This is a genomic window from Cribrihabitans neustonicus, from assembly GCF_048820895.1.
GTDB classification, from domain to species: domain Bacteria; phylum Pseudomonadota; class Alphaproteobacteria; order Rhodobacterales; family Rhodobacteraceae; genus Cribrihabitans_A; species Cribrihabitans_A neustonicus.
In genome coordinates this window covers 50,683-72,375 of the sequence record NZ_JBMERQ010000001.1, presented here as the reverse complement: position 1 = coordinate 72,375, position 21,693 = coordinate 50,683, and the positions used below count along the sequence as shown (strand labels likewise).

The 21,693-nt window shown below is 66.0% G+C and carries 21 protein-coding genes; 10 read left to right on the top strand and 11 right to left on the bottom strand.

Going from position 1 to position 21,693, the window contains the following annotated elements; genetic code table 11:
* Positions 1 to 100: 100 nt before the first annotated feature.
* The 3 genes from tatC to ACOHWE_RS00340 are packed head-to-tail and all read right to left on the bottom strand — an operon-like array spanning position 101 to position 1,656.
* Entirely contained in the window at positions 101 to 976 is an 876-nt protein-coding gene (gene tatC / locus ACOHWE_RS00350) for a twin-arginine translocase subunit TatC (RefSeq protein WP_420663400.1), read from the bottom strand.
* Positions 973 to 1,434, bottom strand: a complete 462-nt coding sequence (gene tatB / locus ACOHWE_RS00345) for a Sec-independent protein translocase protein TatB (protein ID WP_420663399.1) — start codon at positions 1,432 to 1,434, stop codon at positions 973 to 975. The genes tatC and tatB overlap by 4 nt, the downstream gene beginning before the upstream one ends.
* A gap of 6 nt (positions 1,435 to 1,440) precedes the next feature.
* A complete protein-coding gene (locus ACOHWE_RS00340; protein WP_420663398.1) occupies positions 1,441 to 1,656 on the bottom strand; it encodes a twin-arginine translocase TatA/TatE family subunit in 216 nt (71 codons plus the stop codon).
* A 220-nt stretch (positions 1,657 to 1,876) separates the two neighbouring features.
* On the opposite strand from ACOHWE_RS00340, the gene ACOHWE_RS00335 reads away from it, so the two are divergent.
* From ACOHWE_RS00335 to ACOHWE_RS00320, 4 genes are all read left to right on the top strand, one after another.
* Positions 1,877 to 2,185, top strand: coding sequence for a hypothetical protein (locus ACOHWE_RS00335; protein ID WP_420663397.1), 309 nt, complete (start codon positions 1,877 to 1,879; stop codon positions 2,183 to 2,185).
* A gap of 95 nt (positions 2,186 to 2,280) precedes the next feature.
* Positions 2,281 to 2,955 carry a helix-turn-helix transcriptional regulator gene (locus ACOHWE_RS00330; protein ID WP_420663396.1) on the top strand — a complete coding sequence of 225 codons (675 nt, stop codon included), beginning with the start codon at positions 2,281 to 2,283 and terminating at the stop codon, positions 2,953 to 2,955.
* Positions 2,956 to 3,135: 180 nt separating this feature from the next.
* Positions 3,136 to 3,771, top strand: coding sequence for a DUF998 domain-containing protein (locus ACOHWE_RS00325; RefSeq protein ID WP_420663395.1), 636 nt, complete (start codon positions 3,136 to 3,138; stop codon positions 3,769 to 3,771).
* A gap of 46 nt (positions 3,772 to 3,817) precedes the next feature.
* Positions 3,818 to 4,336: a DUF421 domain-containing protein gene (locus ACOHWE_RS00320; protein ID WP_420663394.1), complete on the top strand. Its 519-nt coding sequence runs from the start codon at positions 3,818 to 3,820 to the stop codon at positions 4,334 to 4,336.
* A gap of 49 nt (positions 4,337 to 4,385) precedes the next feature.
* On the opposite strand, the gene ACOHWE_RS00315 is transcribed toward ACOHWE_RS00320, so the two are convergent.
* From ACOHWE_RS00315 to ACOHWE_RS00300, 4 genes are all read right to left on the bottom strand, one after another.
* The gene (locus tag ACOHWE_RS00315) at positions 4,386 to 5,492 is read right to left on the bottom strand and encodes an ABC transporter ATP-binding protein (RefSeq protein WP_420663393.1); all 1,107 of its coding nucleotides are present in this window, start codon (positions 5,490 to 5,492) and stop codon (positions 4,386 to 4,388) included.
* Positions 5,493 to 5,568: 76 nt separating this feature from the next.
* Positions 5,569 to 6,618, bottom strand: a complete 1,050-nt coding sequence (locus ACOHWE_RS00310) for a methyltransferase domain-containing protein (protein WP_420663392.1) — start codon at positions 6,616 to 6,618, stop codon at positions 5,569 to 5,571.
* A gap of 214 nt (positions 6,619 to 6,832) precedes the next feature.
* Positions 6,833 to 7,954, bottom strand: a complete 1,122-nt coding sequence (locus tag ACOHWE_RS00305) for a hypothetical protein (protein WP_420663391.1) — start codon at positions 7,952 to 7,954, stop codon at positions 6,833 to 6,835.
* Between the two features lie 15 nt (positions 7,955 to 7,969).
* Positions 7,970 to 8,749 (bottom strand): SDR family oxidoreductase, encoded by a 780-nt coding sequence (locus tag ACOHWE_RS00300; RefSeq protein ID WP_420663390.1) that lies wholly within the window; start codon positions 8,747 to 8,749, stop codon positions 7,970 to 7,972.
* A gap of 212 nt (positions 8,750 to 8,961) precedes the next feature.
* On the opposite strand from ACOHWE_RS00300, the gene ACOHWE_RS00295 reads away from it, so the two are divergent.
* The 6 genes from ACOHWE_RS00295 (at position 8,962) to ACOHWE_RS00270 (ending at position 16,734) form a co-directional block, all read left to right on the top strand.
* Positions 8,962 to 9,975, top strand: a complete 1,014-nt coding sequence (locus tag ACOHWE_RS00295) for a Hint domain-containing protein (protein WP_420663389.1) — start codon at positions 8,962 to 8,964, stop codon at positions 9,973 to 9,975.
* A 298-nt stretch (positions 9,976 to 10,273) separates the two neighbouring features.
* The gene (locus ACOHWE_RS00290) at positions 10,274 to 12,070 is read left to right on the top strand and encodes a sodium:proton antiporter (protein ID WP_420663388.1); all 1,797 of its coding nucleotides are present in this window, start codon (positions 10,274 to 10,276) and stop codon (positions 12,068 to 12,070) included.
* Positions 12,071 to 12,159: 89 nt separating this feature from the next.
* Positions 12,160 to 13,767, top strand: a complete 1,608-nt coding sequence (locus ACOHWE_RS00285) for a peptide chain release factor 3 (protein WP_420663387.1) — start codon at positions 12,160 to 12,162, stop codon at positions 13,765 to 13,767.
* A gap of 33 nt (positions 13,768 to 13,800) precedes the next feature.
* Positions 13,801 to 14,541 carry a hypothetical protein gene (locus ACOHWE_RS00280; protein WP_420663386.1) on the top strand — a complete coding sequence of 247 codons (741 nt, stop codon included), beginning with the start codon at positions 13,801 to 13,803 and terminating at the stop codon, positions 14,539 to 14,541.
* 341 nt (positions 14,542 to 14,882) lie between these two features.
* The gene (locus ACOHWE_RS00275; RefSeq protein WP_420663385.1) at positions 14,883 to 16,316 is read left to right on the top strand and encodes a DEAD/DEAH box helicase; all 1,434 of its coding nucleotides are present in this window, start codon (positions 14,883 to 14,885) and stop codon (positions 16,314 to 16,316) included.
* A 193-nt stretch (positions 16,317 to 16,509) separates the two neighbouring features.
* Positions 16,510 to 16,734 carry an RSP_7527 family protein gene (locus tag ACOHWE_RS00270; protein WP_420663384.1) on the top strand — a complete coding sequence of 75 codons (225 nt, stop codon included), beginning with the start codon at positions 16,510 to 16,512 and terminating at the stop codon, positions 16,732 to 16,734.
* A gap of 230 nt (positions 16,735 to 16,964) precedes the next feature.
* Here the strand turns inward: ACOHWE_RS00270 and ACOHWE_RS00265 are convergent, their stop codons facing one another.
* From ACOHWE_RS00265 to nuoN, 4 genes are all read right to left on the bottom strand, one after another.
* Positions 16,965 to 18,632 carry a ribonuclease J gene (locus ACOHWE_RS00265; RefSeq protein WP_420663383.1) on the bottom strand — a complete coding sequence of 556 codons (1,668 nt, stop codon included), beginning with the start codon at positions 18,630 to 18,632 and terminating at the stop codon, positions 16,965 to 16,967.
* Positions 18,629 to 19,411 carry a type III pantothenate kinase gene (locus ACOHWE_RS00260; protein ID WP_420663382.1) on the bottom strand — a complete coding sequence of 261 codons (783 nt, stop codon included), beginning with the start codon at positions 19,409 to 19,411 and terminating at the stop codon, positions 18,629 to 18,631. Before ACOHWE_RS00260 ends, ACOHWE_RS00265 begins: the two co-directional genes overlap by 4 nt.
* Before the next feature lie 12 nt (positions 19,412 to 19,423).
* Positions 19,424 to 20,170, bottom strand: a complete 747-nt coding sequence (locus tag ACOHWE_RS00255) for a biotin--[acetyl-CoA-carboxylase] ligase (protein ID WP_420663381.1) — start codon at positions 20,168 to 20,170, stop codon at positions 19,424 to 19,426.
* Between the two features lie 71 nt (positions 20,171 to 20,241).
* Positions 20,242 to 21,681, bottom strand: a complete 1,440-nt coding sequence (gene nuoN / locus ACOHWE_RS00250) for an NADH-quinone oxidoreductase subunit NuoN (protein WP_420663380.1) — start codon at positions 21,679 to 21,681, stop codon at positions 20,242 to 20,244.
* Positions 21,682 to 21,693 lie beyond the last annotated feature (12 nt).

Here is a 21,693-nt window from a genome sequence, read left to right as displayed (position 1 = left end):
AGGTAACCTGCGGGGGTCTGATCTTCATAACCGCCGGCCTTGAAAAAAGGCGCGCCATCATCGGCGCGCCTTCTGCGTTTCAACCCAATGGCGGGCCTATCTACTCCTGGCGTTCCGGATCGTCGGGATGCATTTCCATCTCGTCCTCGCCGTCGTAGTAGCCTTCGGCGCGCAGCTTGGCCTCACGCTTGGCCTCCACCCGGCGCACAAGGAAGATCGAGATCTCATAGAGCCCGTAAACCACGACAAACAGGATGATCTGGGTGATCACATCCGGCGGCGTCACCAGCGCGGCCAGGACCAGGATCGCCACCACCGCGTATTTGCGGACCGAGCCCAGACCTTCGGCGCTCACCAGCCCCGCCTTGCCCATCAGCGTCAGCAGCACCGGCAGCTGGAAGCACATTCCGAAGGCGACGATGAACTTGATGGTGAGGTTCAGGTACTCCTGCGCCGAGCCCTGGAACACCACGCTCAGACCCTGGTTCACCTCTTCGCCGACAACTGCCTCGCCGGTCGCCCCGAACTGCTGGAAGCCCAGGAAGAAGTCATAGGCCAGCGGCGTCACCACATAGAAGGCAAAGCTCGCCCCGAGCAGGAACATGAAGGGCGACGCGATCAGAAAGGGCAGAAACGCCCCCTTCTCGCTCTTGTACAGTCCTGGGGCCACAAAACGCCACATCTGCAGGCCGATATAGGGGAAGGCCAGGATGAAGCCGCCCAGCAGCGAGATCTTGATCGCCACGAAGAAGCCTTCCTGGGGCGAGATGAAGATCAGGTCGCAGTCCTGGCCGCGCTCCGCCAGCACCTCGCAGAGCGGCGCGGTCAGGAAGTTAAATACCGGAGTTGCCACCGTGAAGCAGATCACCATGCCGATCAGGAAGGCCACAGCGGAATGGATGAGACGCGTGCGCAGCTCGGCCAGATGCTCGATGAGCGGCGCGGCGCTGTCGTCGATGTCGTCCGGGGTGCTCATGTGTTGGCCTCATCGCCGGGTTTGGGGCCGGGATTGCCCGCGGGCGCGTCAGTGGCGGCCTTGGCTTCGGCTTCCTGCCGCTTGCTCGCCGCCTCTGCTGTAGCGGCACGGATCTTCTCCGCCTCCGCGGCGCGCTCCGCTGCCAGCTTGCCGGTCTCGCTGTCCGGGTCGAACTTCGTGGGGTCGATCGACTTGGCCATGTCCCGGGCCGCCTCCTTCACCCCGTCCATCGCTGTGCCCAGAGGATTGGATGCGGCTTTCAGACCCTTCGCCACTTCGCTCACACCGGCTTCATCCGCGGCATCGTGCATCGCGCGGCTGAACTCGCGCGCCATGCCCCTCGCCTTGCCAACGAACCGCCCGACATTGCGGAACAGCACCGGCAGGTCTTTGGGGCCGACGACGATCAGCGCAACGATGCCGATCACCAGCAGCTCGGTCCACCCGAGATCGAACATGGGGGGTTACACCTTGTCTTTTTCGCGGTCCGGGGTCACGTCGCGGGCAGACTCGGCGCTGTCGTCCTCCAGCTCCTTGCTGCCTTCGCTGATGCCCTTCTTGAAAGACGTGATGCCCTTGCCGACCTCGCCCATCAGCGAGGAAATCTTGCCGCGGCCGAACAGGACCAGAACCACGACGGCGATGAGCAGCAGGCCAGGCAGGCCGATGTTGTTGAGCATGACTGTGTCTCCTTTTTTGCTCCGGCGCAGATTGGCAGCGCCGGCATTTGTTAACGGTGTAGCGCGCGTGTGCCGCTCTGCGGAAGCGGCTTGGATGCAGCGAAGCAGCCGCCAACCGGTTTTTCTGCACTTTCCGCCCGGGCCGCACATCCAACTGACAGGTATATGTCAGTTGCGGCGCGGTAAATCCAGCCCATCACAGCAAACAAGGAGAAACGTGATGAGCAACCATGTAGCCGAAATTGTGACCTTCAAACTGGCGGACGGCGTGACGCCCCAAGCGTTTACTGCTTTGATGCAGCGCACCGAAGCTTTTGTGCGGGCCCAGGACGGCTTCCTGCACCGCCAGCTCAGCCAGGGCGCGGACGGCAGCTGGACCGACTATGTGCTGTGGAAGGACATGGCCACGGCCGAACGGGTGGCACAGGAGTTCATGCAGCAGGAATTCGCGCCAGAGGTGATGGCGGCGATTGCGCCGGACAGCGCCAAAATGCGCCATGAAGAGGTGCAGTGGGACATGGCGTCTTAAACCAAGGGGGCAGCGCCCGTCTGCGGATCGGCGCTGCCCGCCCCCGGCAGGCAGGGGCTCTTGACCTCGCCCCTGCCCCGCGCAAAGGCTAAGCGATGCGCCGCACTGACCGCCTTTTCGAAATCATCCAGATCCTGCGCGACGGCAAGCTGCACCGCGCGCAGGACATCGCCGAACGGCTCGAGGTTTCGACCCGCACCATCTACCGCGACATGGACACGCTCACCGCCTCCGGCGTGCCGGTGGAGGGCGAACGCGGCGTCGGCTATATGGTCCGCGAGCAAATCAGTCTGCCGCCGCTGACCCTCACTCCGGAAGAGCTGGAGGCGCTGAACCTCGGCATGGCGATCGTGGCGGAGGCAGCCGACCCGGATCTCAAGGCCGCCGCCCAGTCGCTGGCGGCCAAGGTGGACGCAGTGTTGCCGGAGCAGACCATCGCCGAGGCGGATGCATGGAAATTTGCGGTCTTCCCTTTCGCCGATGCGGCGCGCGGTTTTGCCCAGATGCCGGCTCTGCGCGCCGCCATCAAGGCGCGCCAGAAACTGCACATTAGCTACCGCCGCATCGACGGCACCCTGACCGAACGCAAGATCAGGCCGCTGCACATGGAATACTGGGGCCGCGTCTGGACGCTCACCGCGTGGTGCGAGACCCGTGACGCTTTCCGCGTCTTCCGCGTCGACCTTATCGAGGAGGCCACCGCCCTGCCCGAACTCTTCGTCGACGAGCCAGGCAAGCGTCTCCGGGACTACGACCCGTACAGCAGCTGATACACACGTCTTCCCCCTGACGCAAATATCCCGGGGGAGCCGCTTGCCGCGCCGGGGCACCCGCCGGTTCGCCCGTTTGCCTCTGCCTCACGGGGCCGGACGGGGCGGTTCCACTCCCGGCATGCGGAACGCCGCGCGTTCTCCGCGCGTTGGTTTCCTGACAGCCACAGGAGACGGCCCATGTCCGATACCCCGCTCCCGCCCGCCCTGCACAGCGCGCCGACGCTGGTCACCGCCCTTGCCGTTTATGCGATCCTTGGCTGCCTGCTGCTGGCGGGTACCGTGATTGTGGCCGGTTTCATCGTACCGGACTACGACTGGGTAGCCGACACGATCAGCGACCTTGGCGCGGGACGATACGAGTTCATCGTCGATTCGGGCCTCTATGCCTTCTCGGGCGCCCTCGTCTGCATCGCTGTCCTGGCCGCCCATGTGCACCTCGGCGGGCGCGGCTGGAGCTTCGGGATCGTCGCATTCGCCTTGATGGGGCTGATCGTCTTCCTGGTAGGGGCGCGCAACGAATATGGCGACCGTGATAATGAGGGCGTGGTGATCCACATCTACCTTGTCTATGCGCTGGGGGTGCTGATGGCGGTTACCCCTTGGGCGATGGCGCGGTCGGCCGGGCAGATGGGGCAGGGCTATGCCCGGGCGCTCAGGGCGATCGCGGTGTTATGGACCCTTACGGCGCCGGTTTTCTTCTTCTTGCCAACGGGAATCGACGGCATCTACGAGCGCGGCCTGGGTCTGCTGGCAATCCTCGCGGTCTGCACGCTGGCGCACCTGTTCCTGCGCTACGGCCGCGCATTGCGCTAGCCCGGCGCCGCCGCTTCCGCCCCCAGTCACCAAAGGATTAATCAGGATGTTCTCCGCCGCCGAACCGCTAGACACGATTTTAAGGGGCGCTATGCTCTCGACGGCAGCTGCGGCGTGGATCGTTTTCCTGGTCCGCATCGTGGGACTGCGCGCCTTCTCCAAGCTGACCGCCTTCGACTTCGTGGTCACGATTGCCGTGGGCTCGCTGCTGGCCGGTGCCAGCCAGGCCGAAACCTGGTCTGCCTTCCTGCAATCCGTGATCGCGATAACCGCCTTGATGGGCGCCCAATATGCCGCCGAACGCCTGAAGCTCCGCTACGACAGGGTTGAGGCTGCGGTTCAAAACCGGCCGGTTCTGCTGATGCGCGATGGGAAGTTCATTCCCCAGGCGCTGGCAGAGACGCGCGTCACCGAAGCCGACCTGCGCGGCAAACTGCGAGACGCGAATGTCCTGTCCCTTGAAAAAGTGCGGGCGGTCGTACTGGAGACAACCGGCAGCATTTCGGTGCTGCATGGCGATACGCTCGACCAAACGCTGCTGACCGGAGTGCAGCGGAAAACCTGAACCGGATCCTCCGCGCTCCGCCCAGAAAACGCGCGTGCAGCTTCAGAAATCAGGCGGGAAAAACAAAGCATCGGTTGCGGCGGACTGTGAGCCACATCACCCGGCCCTTCTCCGGCAGGAACACATTGGGCACCGTGGCCTTCAGCATCGAGCCGTCGAAATCCAGGCGGAACTCCACCAGGCTTTCGCTGCCGAGGAACCGCGCCCGCTCCACCACCGCGCGGGCCGCGACGCCGTCGCTGGCTGTGGGCAGCGGGCCTTGGCCTGCGCGGTCGAAGTCGATACGCAGATGCTGCGGGCGGAAGACGATCTCCACTTCGGTGCCATCGGGCACGCCGGGCGCCAGAAATTCGCCAAAGGCAGTTTCGGCCAGCGCGCCCTGCACCTTGGCGTGCAGCACGTTCACGTCGCTGAAAAACGCCACCGCGGCCTTGTCCACCGGGTGGGTGTAGACGTTGTAGGGCGCTCCCTGCTGCACGATCCGCCCGCCCCGCATCAGCGCGATCTCGTCGGCCATACGCATCGCCTCTTCCGGCTCATGCGTTACCAGCAGCACCGCTGCATCCTCTTCCTTCAGAAGGCTCAGCGTCTCGTCGCGGATGCCGTCGCGCAGCCGGTTGTCAAGCCCGGAGAACGGTTCGTCCATCAGCATAATACGGGGCCTAGGGGCAATCGCGCGCGCCAGCGCCACCCGCTGCTGCTCGCCGCCCGACAGCTCATGCGGGTAGCCGTCGATGTGGCGTTTGAGTGAGACCCGTTCGAGCAGCTCTTCCACCCGCGCGCGCTTTTCCTCCTTGCTGCCCTTCAGCCCGAAGCCCACATTGTCAGCGACGCTTAAGTGAGGGAACAGCGCGAAGTCCTGGAATATCAGCCCGATGCTGCGCCGTTCCGGCGGCACCCGGAAGACAGTGTCGCAGATTAGCTTGCCGTCGACGAAGATCTCGCCCGAATCCTGCATCTCCACGCCCGCGATCATCCGGAGCGTTGTGGACTTGCCGCAGCCGGAGGGGCCCAGAAGGCAGGTCACCTGCCCGGCTTCGATTTTGAGCGAGACATCGTCCACGACGACCTGCCCTTCGAAGGCGCGCCGGAGATTGCGGATCTCCAGCCGCGGCGCGGGCTTGGTAGCGAGGGGCTGGGACAGGGCTTGGTTCATGGGGCCTCGGGCGGTATCCGATCAAAACGCTCGGTCACCAGCCGGGATAGCAACCCCGCCCGGCCCCTGCAAGCGCTCAGCAGCAGCTCAGGCCCGCGTCATACCCGTCAAAGGCGTTGAACGGCGAGGCGCCGCCGCAGCCTGCGAAGATGCCGTAGTGGGTATCGAAGCTGCCGATGAACTCGAAATGCGGGGCAAAGCGGGAGTCTTTCAGCATCATCCAGGTGTTGCCGCAGACCGGGAAGACCTTGCCGGTCTCGATCACGTGGTGATCGTCAAGCGCGAAGGCGTGCGGCGCGTGCGGGATGGTGCCCTTGTAAATCACCGCCTGTCCGTAATCCTCGCAATCGGGCTCCAAGGCGGGCAGTTTGAACAGCCGGTAGGTGGCGGAAAGGAACTTGAGCGGCGCAACCCGGCGTTCGAGTTCGGAGTTCTCGACGGTCAGGGGCCGTGCGGTGACCATGCGGGGATCGTTGAAGCCCGCCTCGCGCGCGAGTGACAGGAAGTCGTTCCAGTAGAGCGCACCGGACAGGCATTCGCCATAAAGCACCTCGTCCTCCGCCATCGCCCGCGGCACCCGGCGGTCGGCGTACACGTCGGAGAAATACATCTCCCCGCCTTCCTTCAGCAAGTGATGCGCCCCGCGCAGCACTGCCCCTTTGTCGGTGGCAAGGTTGATCACGCAATTGGAGACGATGATGTCGAAGGAGCCCGCCTCCAGGTCCATCTCTTCAAGTCGCTCGATATAGCCGTGGTGGAATTCGACGTTGGAATGCGCATAGCCGAAGGCTTCGGCGTGGAAGTCCTGGTGGCGGCGGGCGACCTCAAGCTGCGCGGGTGTCATGTCAACGCCGACGACCTTGCCCGTCTCACCCACAAGCGCCGACAGCGCATAGACGTCGCGGCCCGCGCCGCAGCCGAGGTCGAGGATCTTCGAGCCTTCCAGCGCCTCCGGCGCGATCAGGCCGCAGCCGTAGTAGCGGGTCAGCACCTCGTCGTGGATCTTCGACAGCACCGCCTTCACGTGGTCCGGCATGTCATCGGGCGTACAGCAGGCGTTGGTCTGCAAATCCGCGCCGCCCTGCAGCACCTCGCCGTAGTAGGTCTGCACGTTCTGATGGTTCATGATGCGGCCCTTCCTGTTGGTTCCGGTGGATGGGGATAGCGGCGCGCGGGCGGAGCGGCAATCGGGGCGGCGGGTGTGCTGACGCAAGTGTGATGGGGTGTGGGGAGGCAAAAACACGGTGAGGGCAGTGCCCGTCCGCGGGCGGAAGCGAAGCGCCCGCCCATGGCGGCGGACGGGCGCTGCCCGGCCTTTGGCCGGGCGAAGGAAAGTTAAACTACCCCTCCGGCAACAGCTCGAACTCCGCCTCTGCCCGCAGGCGGCCGTTCACCATCAGCCCGATCCTGTGCGGCCCCGGCACCAGCTTGAAGGTCGTCGCATCGCCCTTCAGCTTGTGGCGTTTGGCGAGCTCCAAAACTCCGCCCGCAATCCGCGCCTGCTTCAGCTTGAACACCTTGGCCGAGGTCTTGCCGCCGGGCCGGCGGAAATACAGCACGTAGTCCACAAGCACCGGCGCGCCCTCGGGACCATCCAGATGGCAGGCAATTTCCAGCGCCCCGCCGATCCGCGCCTCCGGCGGCACGTCCAGCCGCGCCTCAAGCCGCAGCTCCGGGTCGTACCCCAGCATCTCCATCGCGCGCGGATGGCCGGCCTTCACCAGACCGCGCAAGGCGTGGGCGGTCATCCAGTCGAGCTCCCGGCCCTCCTGCGCCCCCGCCTCGCGCCAGCCTGCCAGGCGCTCCATCGCCAGATCCGGGTCCTTCTTGGCGATGTCATTCAGGTGATTGGCGACCGAGCGGGTGACATAGCGTGTGGCATCCCCGTGCAGCCGGTCGAGGAGCGGCAGCGGCTCGGCCAGCCCCAGGCCAACCGCCTGCCCCCAGGGGAGCCGCGGCCGGGTGCCCTCGCTCACCAGCCGCCGCACGTGGTAGCTTGCGTGATCCGTCCAGCTCAGCATCCGCTCCAGCACCAGCTCCGGGTGCCGGTTCAGGAGCGGCCGCACCGCCCACTCCATGGAGAAGCGCTGCGTCAGCGCCTCCATCAGGTCGAGCGCGAGGCCCGGATGCGTCTCCGCCCCATTGGCGGCCACGTATTCGCCCAAGGGGGCAAAGATGAAATCGCCGAAGTCATCGTCGCTCAAGCTTGGGTCCAGCGGCGGCGGCAGGGCGCGCAGGATCACCGGCGCGGCCTCCGGCAGGTCCTCTGACAGATGCCCGGCCAGCACCTCCGCGATCCAGGCGATGCGCTGCTTCAGCTCCAGCGCCGGCAGCCTCGCCATCACCTGCGCCTCGAAGGTCTCTGCCTGAAACCCCGGCTCCGCGTTAGCAAAAAGGCCCGCCAGATAGCGGACCTTTTCACGGTTGAAGAGCTGGTCCTTCAGGGAAAATCCGCTCGCCATCCGGACCGCCCCTTCTTACATCACCGAAGCAACGGCGCCGCCATCGAGCAGGATGTTCTGCCCGACGATGAAGCCCGCGTGCTGCGAACACAGGAACGCGCAGGTGGCGCCGAATTCCTCCGCTGTGCCATAGCGGCCCGCCGGGATGGTGGCCGCGCGCTGCGCCTTGGCCTCGTCCATCGAGATCCCCTGCTGATCCGCCACGCCCTTGTCGAGCGCAACCGCACGGTCGGTGGCATGGATGCCGGGCAGCAGGTTGTTGATGGTGACGCCCTTGCCCGCCACCTGGCGCGAGGTGCCCGCGACATAGCCGGTGAGGCCCGCTCGCGCCGAGTTCGACAGGCCCAGCACCGGGATCGGCGCCTTCACCGACATCGAAGTGATGTTGACCACCCGGCCCCAGCCGCGCTCCATCATGCCCGGCACCAGCGCCTTGATCAGCGCGATCGGCGCCAGCATGTTGGCGTCCAGCGCCTGGATGAAATCCTCGCGGTCCCAGTCGGTCCACATGCCCGGCGGCGGGCCGCCCGCGTTGCTGACGAGGATGTCCACGCCCTGCGCCTCGTCGATCACCTTCTTCTGGCCTTCCTCGGTGGAGACATCCGCCGCCACCGTAACCACATCGACGCCATGCGCGTCGCGGATCGCCTGAGCCGAGGCCTCCAGCGCCTCCGCGCCGCGCGCGTTCATCACCAGGTTCACCCCAGCCGCCGCCAGCGCTTCCGCGCAGCCCAGCCCCAGGCCCTTGCTGCTGGCACAAACCAGCGCCCGCTTGCCCGCGATTCCCAGATCCATCAGAGTACTCCCTTGCGCGTTTCGTTCCGGCGCAGACCTTGCACCGGCGCTCCTGGATTGACCACCCCGGTTTTGGCCGGGCCTCCAGCCTCCTGCCGTAAGAGCGCCGGAAAATCTGCCCCGCCGCGGCCCCTTTCCGCCACATTCCCCCGCCACTATGTCTGGACGCGCCCCGCCCCGGGAGCCAATAAGAAGACAGGTGCACCAGACGCATGGGACAGACATTGACCGCCAGCCTCGCCTCCGTCCAGGCCTACCCGGCCGCGCGCTTCCCAGCCGAATACGGCGCCAACGCAGGCGATGCGCCGGGCGTGCTGGAGGATCTGGTGCCCGGCGACATCTACGCGCTCGACGGCAAAGCCCCGCCCGCACGGCTCACCGTCGAGGCCCGCCACGACGGCAGTTTCCGCATCGCTGACGGCAGTGCGCTCGGCACACCCGGCGCGGCGCTGCACCTCGACGCGCTCCTCACACTGCAGCCAGACAGCGGCAACGCCTGCGGGATGCTGCTCATGGTCGAAGCCGACGCCGAGGGGCTGATCGCCGCCAGCTACCTGATGCCGCTCGCCCCCCTGCGCCCCGGCACGCTCTATACGCTGATCGAGGCCGCCCGCGCGCCAGCCCGCCGCGCGCTTGCGCAATCCGCCTGCGCCGCCTTCACACGTGGCACCCGCATCACGCTCGCGACCGGCGAACAGCGCCCGATCGAATCCTTAAGCCCCGGCGACCGCATCCTCACCCGCGACGACGGCGTCCAGCCCTTGCGCTGGAGCGGCCAGTCCACCCTGCGTGCCACAGGCCCGCTCGCCCCGATCCTGATCCGCAAGGGCGCGCTCAACAATGCCCGCGACCTGATCGTGAGCCCGGCGCACCGGCTGATGGTCTACCAGCGCCGCGACCTGCTCGGCACCGGCGCGCCCGAAGTGCTGGTGCGCGCCCGCGACCTGGTGAACGGCAGGAGCGTGGTGGCGCTCGACGGAGGCTTCGTGGATTACGTCCAGCTCCTGTTCGACCGCCACCACATCGTCTACGCCGAGGGCATCGCCGCCGAGAGCACCTTCCTCGACCCCGTCACCACCCCGGCTCTGCCGGAGGACTTCCTGAGCACCCACCACGGCCCCCTGCCCGCAACGCCGAAGAGCGGCGCCCACGGGCTGGACGTGGGGCGGGCGCTGCTGCAGGGGGCGGATGCGGTGGAGGTGCTTCGGAGGGCGTCTTTAAGGTAGGCCCAGGAAAGCCGCCGATGAAAGATTTTGGACCGATGAGTCGCGACTCCAGCCCGAAATCAATGGGTCCCGACCCTGGATAGAAAGCGGATCAATAGACGCGCCTGAATCTTCCCCACACGCCCGCCGCGGTAATGCGGCATCTAAAGTCCGGGCCCGCCTCCCCTGGGGAACGTTCCCTCCTGCAAATCCCGTTGAAATCCGCCGCGGCTGTGGTAAAGCCGGATTGGCGCAGTTGGGGCACCCGGGGGTGCCTCCGCCAGGTGGAGACGGGCGCGGAAACCGCCCTTCGTTCGGGATGTTTGCTTGGCTGCCTGAAGCTTATGCGCCTTACGCCGCGCTGGCGCTGATCGCCGGCGTCTTCGCGGTCTTCCTGACCGAGCGGCTGCCTGCGGCGGCGGTCGCCTTCTGCGGAGCTGCGGCGGCGCTGGCGCTCGGCCTCGTAACCACCGATGACGTTCTGCGCGCGGCTGCCAACCCCGCCCCGGCCACCATTGCAGCGATGTTCGTGATCAGCGCAGCGCTGGTCCGGGTCGGCGCGCTAGAGGCCGCGGTTTCGGGGCTTGGCCGGCTGGTGGACGCCCGGCCCGCCGCAGGCATCTTTGCCTTCTTTCTCTTCGCGGCCGCGTCTTCGGCGATCATGAACAACACGCCGGTGATGGCTGTGCTGATACCGGTGGCGATGGGCGTGGCGCGGCAGGCGGCGATAGCCTCGTCGAAGATCCTCATGCCGCTGTCGTTTGCGGTCATCATGGGCGGCACCTGCACGATGATCGGCACCTCCACCAACCTGCTGGTCGACGGGGTGGCCCGCGATCTGGGCATGGCCCCCTTCAGCCTGTTCGAGATCACCCCGGTGGGGCTGGCGGTGCTGGCGGCGGGATCTCTGTACCTGGCAACCATTGGCGCCCGGCTGCTGCCGGATCACGGGCCCGGCGCGGCTGGTCTCGGCCGTGCGTCCCGCGCCTGGCTGACGGAGCTGTTCGTGCCGGCCGGCTCCCCCTTCATCGGGAAGTCCCTGCCAGCGGCCGGGCTGCCGCCCGCGCGTGGCAGCCGCGTGATTGATGTGCTCCGCAATGACGCCTCAATGCGCGACAATCTCGCCTGCCTGACGCTGGAAGCCGGTGACCGCATCGTTCTGCGCACGCGCGACACCGAAATCGCCGGTCTTCTCGAAGGCCTGGAGGAAGAAATTCAGCTCGGAGGCGTTCAGCCGGGGCCGCGGAAGCGGGCGGTGCTATCGGAGGTTCTGATCCCTGACCGCAGCCCGGCGAAGGGGCACACCCTGCGCAGCCTGGCGCTGCGCAGACGGTATGGCACCTACGCGGTCGCGCTGCACCGGGCCGGGGAACAGTTCGACGGGCGCCTCGAGGATACCGCACTCGAAACCGGAGACGTTCTGCTGGTTGATGGCCCGGAAGAGGGCCTCTCCCGGATGCTAGAGGAGCTGTCGCTGGTGTCGCTGGGCCCGCTGCAGGCGCGCGCCTACCGCCGCGGCAAGGCGCCTGTCGCCATCGGCGTGCTTGCGCTCGTGGTTCTTCTGGCCGCCCTGAACGCGGCCCCGATTCTGCCGCTGGCCCTGCTCGGCATGGCCGTGGTTCTCGTGACCCGCTGCGTGGAACTTGACGAAGCCCTGGCCGCAATTGACGGCAGCCTGCTGCTGCTTATCGTGTCGATGCTGGTGCTCGGTACCGCGCTTGACCGCTCCGGCGCGCTGGTCCTCCTTGTGGATGCCATGAAACCGCTCATGCTGGTCTCAGGACCGCTTCTGGCGCTGATTATCGTTTACGTTCTGACCTCGGCTCTGACCGAGCTGGTCACCAACAATGCGGTTGCGGTCCTGATGGTGCCTCTGGCGGCAGGGCTGGCTGCCAGCATAGGTGCAGATCCCCGGCCGTTCATCGTAGCGGTCATGTTCGGGGCCTCTTCCAGCTTCGCGACCCCCATCGGATACCAGACCAACACGATGGTCTATAACGCGGGCGGCTACCGGTTTTCCGACTTCCTGAAAGTCGGCCTGCCAATGAACGTGGTGGCCGGCGCGGCGGCAATCGCAGCAATCTGCATCATCTGGCCGCTCACCCCCGGGCGTTGAGCCGGGCGGCGGCAAGCCCGCCCGGCAGCCCGCGCCCCATAGCCCCTGTTTTTCTTGCCTCGGCCCGCATTCCTGCTATACGCGCGCACATGCTGGATACCGTCACAAACCGCCCCGACCTGCCGCCCGAGATCGCGCGGCGCCGCACCTTTGCGATCATCTCGCACCCGGATGCGGGCAAGACCACGCTGACCGAGAAATTCCTGCTCTACGGCGGCGCGATCCAGATGGCCGGCCAGGTGCGCGCCAAGGGCGAGGCGCGGCGCACGCGGTCGGACTTCATGCAGATGGAAAAGGACCGGGGCATCTCCGTGTCGGCGTCCGCCATGTCGTTCGATTTCAATGGCTTCCGCTTCAACCTGGTCGATACGCCGGGCCACTCGGACTTCTCCGAGGATACCTACCGCACGCTTACCGCGGTGGATGCGGCGGTGATGGTGATCGACGGCGCCAAGGGTGTGGAGAGCCAGACCCAGAAGCTGTTCGAGGTCTGCCGCCTGCGCGACCTGCCGATCCTGACATTCTGTAACAAAATGGACCGGGAAAGCCGGGACACTTTTGAAATCATCGACGAAATCCAGGAGATGCTGGCGATCGACGTGACGCCTGCGAGCTGGCCGATCGGCGTGGGGCGCGACTTTATCGGCTGCTACGACATGCTGCGCGACCGCCTGGAACTCATGGACCGCGCCGACCGCAACAAGGTGGCCGAAAGCATCCAGATCAACGGACTGGACGATCCCAAACTGGCCGAACACGTGCCCGCCCATCTGCTGGAGAAGCTCTTGGAAGAGGTCGAGATGGCGCGCGAGCTGCTGCCCGCGCTCGACCCGCAATCCGTGCTCGAGGGCCACATGACCCCGATCTGGTTCGGCTCCGCGATCAACTCCTTCGGCGTGAAGGAGCTGATGGACGGCATCGGAAAATATGGCCCTGAGCCGCAGCCGCAGTCGGCCGAGCCGCGCCAGGTGAGCCCTGAGGAGAAGAAGGTCGCAGGCTTCGTCTTCAAGGTGCAGGCCAATATGGACCCCAAGCACCGCGACCGGGTGGCCTTCGTGCGCATGGCCTCCGGCCATTTCAAACGCGGCATGAAGCTGACGCATGTGCGCACCAAGAAGCCGATGGCGGTCAGCAACCCCGTACTGTTCCTTGCCTCCGACCGCGAGCTGGCGGAGGAGGCCTGGGCCGGCGACATCATCGGCATTCCGAACCACGGACAGCTGCGCATCGGCGACACGCTGACCGAAGGCGAGGCGATCCGCGTGACCGGCATCCCCTCTTTTGCACCGGAGCTGCTGCAGGGTGTGCGCGCGGGCGATCCGATGAAGGCCAAGCACCTGGAAAAGGCGCTGATGCAGTTTGCCGAGGAAGGCGCGGCCAAGGTGTTCAAGCCTTCGATCGGCTCCGGCTTCATCGTCGGCGTTGTCGGAGCGCTGCAGTTCGAAGTTCTGGCGAGCCGGATCGAGATGGAATATGGGCTGCCGGTACGCTTCGAGGCGAGCCAGTTCACCTCGGCCCGCTGGGTCAGCGGCGACAAGGCCGCAGTGGAGAAGTTCACCAACGCCAACAAGCAGCACATCGCCCATGACCACGATGGCGACATCGTCTACCTGACCCGGCTGCAGTGGGATATCGACCGTGTAGTGCGCGACTATCCCGATTTGCAACTCACCGCGACCAAGGAAATGATGGCGTAACGCGCGTTTCTCTCAAGGCCTCGGATACCCGCCATGGATCTCACCGAAGAAAACTACCCCGGCGGGTTTTACCGGCTCATGCGCCGGCTGGAACGCAAGGAAACCCCCTTCATCGAGCCGCATGCCGCCCTGCCCCCGGCGGACTGCGATCTGGCGGCGCTGTGGGACGCCACAGTACCGGCGCGACCGGAACCCGCAGGCGTACAGGAGGGCCACGTGCTGGCCAAACTGGCCTCGATCCGCGAGGAGTTCGCAGGCCAGCCGGAGGTCTTGCCTTTGCATGCTATCTGCATCGCCATCCTGCGCCGCCGCGACCCTCCGCCCGAGGCGCAGGCGCTGTTCCTAAGGATTTGGGGCGAGCATGGCGGGCGCATGGCCGAAGTGCTGCCCATGCGCTGGCTGATTTCTGCCGCAACCACCTTCGGGGACCACGGGGCGACGGTGGAACAGAGGCTGGGCGGACAGGGGCTGTCGATGCTGTTCGACCTGATCAAGCTGCACGACAGCGAGCGCAGGCTTTCCGGGCGCAGCAACAGGGACGGCTTTCCGTGGCAGGCCAGCCGGGAGCTGCCCCCTTTGGGGCTCGGGCTTACGCCCTACATGCTGGCCGGCGGCGACCTCGACATGAACATGCTGGCCCGGCTCTGGCGTCTGGCCGAATCCGACCCGGTCTTTGCGCCCTTGGGGATGCGGATGCTGCGGAAGGTGATGAGCGATCCCCAGACCATCTTTGGCCGCATCCAGCGCTACAAGGGGCGCAGCCGCAAGGTTTAACCGGGCGGCGGCGGGCGCCGAATCGACTGTGTGGGGAAGCGCCTTCTCCGTCTCACGCCGTATCAGCTCGCGGAAGTCGCCGGGAAACTGCACCAGAGGCGCCTGCACCATTTTTATTGCCCTGCCTCCTTCCGCCGTTTCGGCCGGTCCCTGCCCCTCGCCTTCGCCATTTGCCACGCCGGCACAAGGTAAATGCCGCCGAATCTGCCTTTAATTGACGACGCTGCCGGATTTTGTTATGCCCCCGCAGGAACCGGAAACTGCCAGCTCGCATGACCCTGCGGGGCCGGGACGAACCAGACACGCGCGGGCCAGGTCAGTGTCCGCAATGACGGACACATATGACAAAATTCACCGATCTGAATCTGAACCCGAAAGTCCTCAAAGCTATTGAGGAAGCCGGATACGAAACCCCCACGCCGATTCAGGCGGGCGCGATTCCGCCTGCCCTGGAAGGCCGCGACGTTTTGGGGATTGCGCAAACCGGCACCGGCAAAACCGCCTCCTTCACGCTGCCGATGATCACGCTGCTGGCCCGCGGCCGCGCCCGCGCCCGGATGCCGCGCAGCCTGGTGCTCTGCCCGACGCGGGAACTCGCCGCCCAGGTGGCGGAAAACTTCGACACCTACGCCAAGCACGTGAAGCTCACCAAGGCCCTGCTCATTGGCGGCGTCTCCTTCAAGGAGCAGGACGCGCTGATCGACAAGGGCGTCGACGTGCTGATCGCCACCCCCGGCCGCCTGCTCGACCATTTCGAGCGCGGCAAGCTGCTGCTTACTGGCGTGCAGGTCATGGTGGTGGACGAAGCCGACCGGATGCTCGACATGGGCTTCATCCCGGATATCGAGCGGATCTTCTCGCTCACCCCCTTCACCCGTCAGACGCTGTTCTTCTCCGCCACCATGGCGCCGGAGATCGAGCGCATCACCAACACCTTCCTCTCGGCGCCTGAGCGCGTTGAAGTGGCCCGCCAGGCCACCGCGTCGGAGACCATCGCGCAGGGTGTGGTCCTGTTCAAGGGCTCCCGCCGCGACCGCGAGGCCAGCGAGAAGCGCCGCGTGCTGCGCGCGCTGATCGACGCCGAGGGCGAGAAGCTCACCAACGCCATCATCTTCTGCAACCGCAAGACGGACGTGGATATCGTCGCGAAATCGCTGAAGAAATACGGCTATGACGCGGCACCGATCCACGGCGACCTGGACCAGAGCCAGCGCACGAAGACGCTGGACGGCTTCCGCGACGGCTCCTTGCGCATCCTCGTCGCCTCCGACGTCGCGGCCCGCGGGCTGGATGTGCCGAGCGTGAGCCACGTGATCAACTTCGACGTGCCCGGCCACCCGGAGGACTACGTGCACCGCATCGGCCGCACCGGCCGCGCCGGCCGCGAAGGCAAGGCGATGACGATCTGCGTGCCCAAAGACGAAAAGGCGCTGGATGCGGTGGAGAAGCTGATCCAGAAGGAAATCCCGCGCCTGGAGAACCCGGTGAAGGCCGCGCCCAAGCCGGAGAAGGACGAAAGCCGCGAAAAGCCGGCCCGCCGCGAGCGCCGCCCCTCCAAGAAGGACGATCAAGCGGCCGTTCAGGCCGAGCCCCGTACCGAGGCCGCCCCCGAGACGGAGGCCGCGCCCAAGCCGGAGCGCAAGCCTTCCGAGCGTCCCGCGCCGAAGTCCGCCCGCCGTGGCAAGGGCGGCAGGGACGACAAGACTGTGGTCGGCATGGGCGATCACTTGCCCAGCTTCATTGCGCTCAGCTTCGCCGAACGCCGCGCCAGCTGATCCTGCGCTCCAGACGTGATCAAGGGCCGTTCCCGCCGGGAGCGGCCCTTTTCGTTGGTGCAGCCTGCCAACGCCGCCGTCCCCTTATGCCACAACCGCATGCCCCGCGCGTCAAGCTTTGCAGTTGCAGCATGGCGGCTTTTCGAACTTGGCCGGCGTAACCCCCGGCAGAGAGGCGTAAATACCGTGGCAGATGAGAAACGCGCCATCGAAATGGCGCAACACATTGAGCACCACGATGAACACGATCGAAACCAGCACCATCCCTCCCCTCAATCTCCGCGAGATCGAGGCCCGCGCCCACCAGCTGCGCGCAGAAGCCTTCAACAGCATGCTGCGCGCCTTGTTCCGCGCCATCTTCAGTGCGCCGCGCAAGATGGTCTCCTGCCCGACCTGCGCCCGCCCGCTGCGCGGCTGAGGCTCCGCCGGGTTCCGGCCGCAACACGATCAGGAAATCGCCGCGCACCCGAAAGGGCCGCGGCGTTTGCTGTTTCAATGTCCCGGCATCCCGGCTCCAACGGCCCCCGGGCGCTGCAGGACGCAACAGCGCCGCGGGCCCGTCAGGGTCCGCGGCGCCCGGCCCAACGGGGCCTGCTGCATCTTTGATGCGGCTTGGGCCGGGCGGGAGCACCACCCTGGCCCGGAGGCTCAGCGCATGCGGCTGACGATCACCGTGACTTCCGGCTTCTTGCCAATTTCGCTTTGCGCGGTCTGGCGGGCGATGCGGCGCAGTTCCTGCTCCAGCTTGTCCTCGTCGCGCAGTGTCTTGGCGCCTGCACGCATCAGGAACTGGGCCAGATCCTCTTCCATCACTTCGACCAGCGCCGCGCGCGAGGTGCCGGTTTCCGGCAGCCCCTTGATGTCGCACCAGGGCTCGCCCAGCGGCTCGTCGTCCTCGTCGAGGATCGCGGTCACCACCACATGGCCATTGAGCGCCATCCGCATCCGGTCGCGCACCACCCCGTCGAGCGCGCCGATCTTGACGCTGCCGTCCAGGTAGGTGCGGCCGGTCTCGATGTAATCCGCCACCACCGGCGCGTCGCCGGTGAGGTCCATCATCATGCCGTTGACCGCCACCGCCGAGGCGATGCCCTTCTGCTCGCCCAGGCGCGCGTGCGCGCGCAGATGGCGGTGCTCGCCGTGCATCGGGATCAGGATTTTCGGCTTCAGGAGCGCGTGCACCTGCTCCAGGTCCGGCCGGTTGGCGTGGCCCGAAACGTGATAGAGGCCGGAGCTGTCGTCGACCACGTCAACACCCTTCTCCGAGAACTGGTTGATAATCCGGATCACGCCTTTCTCGTTGCCTGGGATCGTTTTGGAGGAGAACAGGAACAGGTCGCCCTCCTTCAGCTCCAGTCCGCGGTACTTGCCGCGCGCAAGCTGCGCGGTGGCGGCGCGGCGTTCGCCCTGGCTGCCGGTGGTGATCAGCATCAGGTTCTCGCGCGGGAGGTCGCCCGCATCCTCGGGGCTGATCACCTTGGGGAAGTCCACCAGCACCCCGGTTTCCACTGCAGCCTCGATCATCCGGCGCATTGCGCGGCCCAGCAGCACGACAGAGCGCCCTGCCCGTTCGCCTGCCTGCGCCAGCGTCTTCACCCGCGCCACGTTGGAGGCAAAGGTGGTAGCTGCGACCATGCCCTTCGCCTCGGAGATCAGCCGGGTGATCTCCCCCGGCAGATCCGATTCCGAGCGGCCCGGGTGGGTGGAGAAGACGTTGGTGGAATCGCAGACCAGTGCCTGAATGCCGTTGCCCGCGATCTCTCCCCACATTTGCGGATCGAAGGGCTCGCCGACCAGCGGCTCCGGGTCGAGCTTGAAGTCGCCGGTATGCACCACCCGGCCCGCCGGGCTGTCGATCACCAGGCCGCCGCTTTCGGGGATCGAGTGGCTCATCGGCGCGACCCCGATCGAGAACGGCCCCAGCTCGGTCACCTCGGGCCAGGCCGAGACGGTGGTGATCGCGGCCGGGTCGTGGCCCGCCTCTTCCATCTTTCGCCGGGCGAGGTTCGCGGTGAAGGCACGGGCGTAGATCGGCACCTGCAGATCACGGTACATATGCGCGATGGCGCCAATATGATCCTCGTGGCCGTGGGTTATGAATATCCCCTCCAGCCGGTCCACGCGCTCCTTCAGCCAGGTCATGTCAGGCATGATCAGATCCACGCCCGGGGTGCCATCCATGTCGGGGAAGGTTACGCCCAGATCGACCAGCACCAGACGCTCCTGGTCCGGTTTGCCATAGCCGTAGACATAGGCGTTCATGCCAATTTCACCCGCCCCGCCGAGGGGCAGGTAGATCAGTCGTTCACTGCTCATGCGTCAGTACCATTATCCTTGTTGTATTTGTGGATGATCTGCAGCCCATGCATGGTGAGATCATCCTCATATGCGTCGAACAGATCCGCGGTTTGCTGGAACAAAGGCGCCAGCCCGCCTGTAGAGATAACTTTCATCGCGACCCCGCGTTCCGCCTTGATGCGGCTGCAGATCTCGCGGACGAGCCCGACGTAACCCCAGAACACGCCAGACTGGATGCAGGCCACCGTGTTGGTGCCGATCACGTTCTGTGGTTTGGTGATGTCGACATGCGGCAGTGCAGCAGCGGCCTGATGCAGCGCTTCGAGGCTCAGGTTCACGCCGGGTGCGATCACGCCGCCGGTATAGGCGCCGTCCTCGGCCACCACGTCGAAGGTGGTAGCGGTGCCGAAGTCGACGATGATGAGATTGCCGCCGTGCTGGTCGAAGCCCGCAACCGTGTTGACCAGCCGGTCGGGGCCAACCTGGGTGCCCTCGTCCACCCGCACGGCGACGGGCAGCAGGCAATCGGGCTTGCCGACGACAAAGGGCCGGGTGTGGAAGTAGCGGTCGGCCAGGACGCGCAGGTTGAACACCACCCGCGGCACGGTGGAGGAGATGATCATGTCGGTGATGTCCGCCTCGATCCCCTGCAGCCGCATCAGGGTGTTGAGCCAGACGTAATACTGGTCCGCCGTGCGCCGCCAGTCGGTGGCGGTGCGCCACATGGCGATGAACTCTTCCCCGTCGTAGATCGAGAAGACGGTATTGGTGTTGCCGCAGTCGACTGCCAGAAGCATTGCTGCCCCTTCCTAGAAGTAGATATCCGCCGCCGGGATGCTGACGCGGCCCTTGGCGGTGTTTAGGACAAGGTTGCCACTGGCGTCCACCGTCTCGAACGTGCCTTCGGTTTCGGCAGTCGCGGTGCGCGCTGTGATCACCTCGCCCAGTTTGGCCGCACGTGCAAGCCATTCGGTGCGGATCGGCTCAAAACCGTAGGCAGCGAACTGCGTCTCGTAGCGGTCAAAGGCCTCGGCCACGGCCTCCAGGAAGGTCTCCGGGCTGACCTGAACGCCGGTCTCGGACAGGAGGGATACCGGCCAGACCGCGCCGGGTTCCAGCCATTCCTTCATCGGGGTTTCCACCAGGTTCACGCCGATACCGATGAAGAGGTGGTTCACACCCTTGCCGCGGCCCGCGCTCTCCAAAAGGATGCCCGCCAGCTTGCCGCCCTTCAGCAGCACATCGTTGGGCCATTTCAGCGACAGCCCCTCGCTGCGGCCGGTGACCGCGACGCAGGCGTCATAGACCGCAAGCGCCGCCACAAAACTCCGCAGCGCCGCCCTATTGGGGGCACCTTCAGGACGCATCACGAGGGTGGCAGCGAAGTTGCCCTTGGGGTCTTTCCACTCGCGCCCGCGGCGGCCTCTTCCTTGCGTCTGCCGCAGCGCCAGGATCCACTCCGGGCCTGCCAGCTCATCCGCGATGCGGGCGGCCTCGTTGAGGGTGCTGTCCACCTCAGGCAGCACCCGTTTTCCGTATCCAGCTGGCCAGCTCATGCGTGCTCCTTATGCGCGAAAAGGCCCGGTCCTCCGACCGGGCCTTCTTTGCAGCCTGCCTGAAAAGCAGATCACTTTACAAGCGTCGCGGCGGCGGCGGCGGCGGCGTCGGCCACGCCGAACTGGTAGACCACGCCGACCAGCATCATCGCCGCGGAAATCATCAGCGCCGTGCTCAGCACCGGTGTACTGCGGACGTCGATCTCTTCCTCGGAAGTGCCGAAGTACATGTAGAATACGATCCGCAAGTAATAATAGGCGCCGATCACCGAGGCGATGGCGGAGGCCACCACGAGCCCGGTGAGCCCGGCGTCCACACCCGCCTTCCACACGCCGAACTTGGCAAAGAAGCCAAGCATCGGCGGCACGCCCGCAAGCGAGAACATCAGCACAAGCACCGCCAGGGCCTTGCCCGGATGGCGGGCGGCGAACTGGTTCAGCGCCAGGATGTCAGTGACCGGCTTGCCGTCCTTCTCCATCATCAGGATGAAGGAGAAGGTGCCGATGTTCATGGTGACGTAGATCGCGAGGTAAACCAGCATCGCCGAGACGCCCGCCTCGGTGCCCGCCGCCAGACCGATCATCGCGTAGCCCATGTGGGCAATCGAGGAGAACGCCATCAGCCGCTTGATGTCGCGCTGGCCGATGGCGGCAAAGGCGCCGAGGAACATCGACAGCACCGACAGCACCACCACGATCTGCTGCCAGTCCGCCACGGCGCCGCCAAAGGCGTCATGCAGCACGCGGGCAAACAGGCCCATCGCTGCGACCTTGGGGGCGGTCGCGAAAAAGGCGGTGACCGGCGTGGGCGAACCTTCGTAGACGTCCGGGGTCCACATGTGGAAGGGCACCGCGGAGACCTTGAAGGCCATGCCGGAAATCATGAAGACGAGACCGAACAGCATGCCAAGCGACATCTCGCCCTGACCGGCCACCTGGATGATGCCCGCAAACAGGGTGGTGCCGGCAAAGCCGTAGACCAGCGACGCGCCATAAAGCAGCAGGCCCGACGACAGCGCCCCGAGCACGAAATACTTGAGCCCCGCCTCTGTCGACTTCACGCTGTCGCGGCGCAATGCCGCCACCACGTAGAGCGCCAGCGACTGCAGCTCGAGCCCCATGTAGAGCGACATCAGATCGCCCGCCGAGACCATCATCATCATGCCGACTGCGCTGAGCGCCACCAGGAGCGGGTATTCGAACCGCAGCAGCCCGCGGCGCCCCATGTACTCGCGGCCGACCAGCAGCACGGCGGCCGCGCCCAGCAGCAGCGCCACCTTGGCGAAGCGGGCAAAGCCGTCGTTGATGAACATGCCGTCGAAGGCGATCCGGGTGCCCGCGCCGCTGGTCGCGATCCACAGCGCCAGCACCGCCATCAGCGCCGCGGTGGCCCAGACCAGCGCATCCGCCAGCTTGTCCTTGGTGGTGTAGACCGCCAGCATCAGCGCCGCCATGGCATAGAGCGCCAGAACGATCTCTGGCAGGATTACAGCAAGATCTGCTTCGATCATCTGCCTTGTGCT

What these genes read in the sequence shown, in the direction of transcription:
- ACOHWE_RS00275 (WP_420663385.1), top strand. Translation starts at nt 14,883, where the DNA reads ATGACAAAATTCACCGATCTGAATCTGAACCCGAAAGTCCTCAAAGCT.
- ACOHWE_RS00300 (WP_420663390.1), bottom strand. Translation starts at nt 8,749, where the DNA reads ATGGATCTGGGAATCGCGGGCAAGCGGGCGCTGGTTTGTGCCAGCAGC.
- ACOHWE_RS00270 (WP_420663384.1), top strand. Translation starts at nt 16,510, where the DNA reads ATGAGAAACGCGCCATCGAAATGGCGCAACACATTGAGCACCACGATG.
- ACOHWE_RS00325 (WP_420663395.1), top strand. Translation starts at nt 3,136, where the DNA reads ATGTCCGATACCCCGCTCCCGCCCGCCCTGCACAGCGCGCCGACGCTG.
- tatB (WP_420663399.1), bottom strand. Translation starts at nt 1,434, where the DNA reads ATGTTCGATCTCGGGTGGACCGAGCTGCTGGTGATCGGCATCGTTGCG.
- ACOHWE_RS00255 (WP_420663381.1), bottom strand. Translation starts at nt 20,170, where the DNA reads ATGAGCTGGCCAGCTGGATACGGAAAACGGGTGCTGCCTGAGGTGGAC.
- ACOHWE_RS00290 (WP_420663388.1), top strand. Translation starts at nt 10,274, where the DNA reads ATGTTTGCTTGGCTGCCTGAAGCTTATGCGCCTTACGCCGCGCTGGCG.
- ACOHWE_RS00310 (WP_420663392.1), bottom strand. Translation starts at nt 6,618, where the DNA reads ATGAACCATCAGAACGTGCAGACCTACTACGGCGAGGTGCTGCAGGGC.
- ACOHWE_RS00340 (WP_420663398.1), bottom strand. Translation starts at nt 1,656, where the DNA reads ATGCTCAACAACATCGGCCTGCCTGGCCTGCTGCTCATCGCCGTCGTG.
- ACOHWE_RS00305 (WP_420663391.1), bottom strand. Translation starts at nt 7,954, where the DNA reads ATGGCGAGCGGATTTTCCCTGAAGGACCAGCTCTTCAACCGTGAAAAG.
- tatC (WP_420663400.1), bottom strand. Translation starts at nt 976, where the DNA reads ATGAGCACCCCGGACGACATCGACGACAGCGCCGCGCCGCTCATCGAG.
- ACOHWE_RS00280 (WP_420663386.1), top strand. Translation starts at nt 13,801, where the DNA reads ATGGATCTCACCGAAGAAAACTACCCCGGCGGGTTTTACCGGCTCATG.
- ACOHWE_RS00265 (WP_420663383.1), bottom strand. Translation starts at nt 18,632, where the DNA reads ATGAGCAGTGAACGACTGATCTACCTGCCCCTCGGCGGGGCGGGTGAA.
- ACOHWE_RS00315 (WP_420663393.1), bottom strand. Translation starts at nt 5,492, where the DNA reads ATGAACCAAGCCCTGTCCCAGCCCCTCGCTACCAAGCCCGCGCCGCGG.
- ACOHWE_RS00330 (WP_420663396.1), top strand. Translation starts at nt 2,281, where the DNA reads ATGCGCCGCACTGACCGCCTTTTCGAAATCATCCAGATCCTGCGCGAC.
- ACOHWE_RS00285 (WP_420663387.1), top strand. Translation starts at nt 12,160, where the DNA reads ATGCTGGATACCGTCACAAACCGCCCCGACCTGCCGCCCGAGATCGCG.
- ACOHWE_RS00335 (WP_420663397.1), top strand. Translation starts at nt 1,877, where the DNA reads ATGAGCAACCATGTAGCCGAAATTGTGACCTTCAAACTGGCGGACGGC.
- nuoN (WP_420663380.1), bottom strand. Translation starts at nt 21,681, where the DNA reads ATGATCGAAGCAGATCTTGCTGTAATCCTGCCAGAGATCGTTCTGGCG.
- ACOHWE_RS00320 (WP_420663394.1), top strand. Translation starts at nt 3,818, where the DNA reads ATGTTCTCCGCCGCCGAACCGCTAGACACGATTTTAAGGGGCGCTATG.
- ACOHWE_RS00295 (WP_420663389.1), top strand. Translation starts at nt 8,962, where the DNA reads ATGGGACAGACATTGACCGCCAGCCTCGCCTCCGTCCAGGCCTACCCG.
- ACOHWE_RS00260 (WP_420663382.1), bottom strand. Translation starts at nt 19,411, where the DNA reads ATGCTTCTGGCAGTCGACTGCGGCAACACCAATACCGTCTTCTCGATC.